Annotated in this window: 3 protein-coding genes; all 3 read right to left on the minus strand. The window is 58.4% G+C overall.

Annotated features, from left to right (window positions below; all coding sequences use genetic code 11):
• Positions 1 to 19 precede the first annotated feature (19 nt).
• Complete coding sequence (locus AAAB35_RS22745; RefSeq protein WP_340670548.1) at positions 20 to 313, minus strand: 50S ribosomal protein L23; 294 nt, start codon at positions 311 to 313, stop codon at positions 20 to 22.
• On the minus strand, positions 310 to 930 hold the full coding sequence (gene rplD, locus AAAB35_RS22750; protein WP_340670549.1) for a 50S ribosomal protein L4: 621 nt from the start codon (positions 928 to 930) through the stop codon (positions 310 to 312). The genes AAAB35_RS22745 and rplD overlap by 4 nt, the downstream gene beginning before the upstream one ends.
• The coding region (gene rplC / locus AAAB35_RS22755; RefSeq protein WP_340670550.1) for a 50S ribosomal protein L3 at positions 930 to 1,511 on the minus strand (582 nt) is incomplete at its 5' end. The genes rplC and rplD, both read right to left, overlap by 1 nt.

Here is a 1,511-nt window from a genome sequence, read left to right on the forward strand (position 1 = left end):
GTCTTTACTCCACGGCCCCTCAGAGACCAGTCGAAACATCGATCGACTGCCCTTCGGCGAGCGTCACGACTGCTTTCTTGACATCACTCTGGCGCCCGACGATGCCGCGGAACCGCTTCACCTTGCCCTTGCGCACAGCTGTATTGACTGCAGTGACCTTCACGCGGAACAGCGCTTCGACTGCGGCCTTGATTTCCGGCTTCGTTGCCTTGCGGGCCACGTTGAAGACGACCTGGTTGTTTTCGGAAACCAGGGTCGACTTTTCCGTGATGACCGGGCTGATGATCACGTCGTAATGGCGAAGATCAGTCATTTGAAACGCTCCTCGAGAGCTTCAACCGCTGCCTTGGAAAGCACGAGCTTGCCGCGGCGCAGGATGTCGTAAACATTGATGCCCTGGATTGGCAGAACATCGATGTTCGGAATGTTCGAAGCAGCGCGACGGAAATTCGCATCGATCTCGGCACCGCCGATGAGAAGCGCATTTTCGAGGCCAAGCTTGGCGAACTGCGAAACAAGAACCTTTGTCTTGGCTTCGGCTGCGGCCAGATCATCGACGATGATCAGGTCGGAAGCCTTGACCTTGGCAGACAGGGCATGACGAAGCGCAAGGGCGCGGACCTTCTTCGGCAGGTCATGATCATGGCTGTGAACAACCGGACCATGCGCCTTGCCGCCGCCGCGGAACTGCGGTGCACGTGCCGAATGGTGACGGGCGCGGCCCGTACCCTTCTGCTTGTACATCTTGGCGCCGGTGCGTGCGATTTCCGAACGGCCCTTTGCCTTGTGCGTTCCCTGCTGCTTGCGTGCGAGCTGGTAACGGACCATGCGCTGAAGGATATCGTCGCGCGGTTCAAGGCCGAAAATCTCCTCGGAGAGATTCACCTTGCCGCCGTCCTTGCCTTCAAGTGTTGTAATCGAAAGGTCCATTATTCGGCTCCCTCAGTTGTCTGCGCCACTTCTGCATCAGACACAGCGGCTGTAGCGTTTGCTGCCTGGCGGAGACCAGCTGGCTTCGGAGCATTGTCCGGCAGCGCTACCTTTACGGCATCGCGCACCAGGATCCATGCACCCTTCGAACCGGGAACTGCACCACGGACCAGAATAAGGCCACGATCGATATCGGTCGAAACGACTTCAATGTTCTGTGTCGTCACGCGGGTCTGACCCATGTGACCAGCCATCTTCTTGCCCTTGAACACCTTACCTGGGTCCTGGCGCTGACCAGTGGAACCGTGCGCGCGGTGGGTAACCGAGTTACCGTGCGAAGCACGGTGACCGCCGAAGTTGTGCCGCTTCATCGAACCGGCAAAACCCTTACCGATCGAAGTACCGGTCACGTCGACCTTCTGGCCGGCAACGTAATGTTCCGCAGTGATCTCTACGCCGACATCGAGCAGATTGTCGGCAGAGACGCGGAACTCCGCTACCTTTGCCTTTGGCTCGACGGATGCCGTCGCGAAGTGACCGCGCAAGCCCTTCGTCGTATTCTTTACCTTGGCCAGACCAAC

The sequence above is a fragment of the Phyllobacterium sp. genome, from assembly GCF_037994425.1.
Classification (GTDB): Bacteria; Pseudomonadota; Alphaproteobacteria; order Rhizobiales; family Rhizobiaceae; genus Phyllobacterium.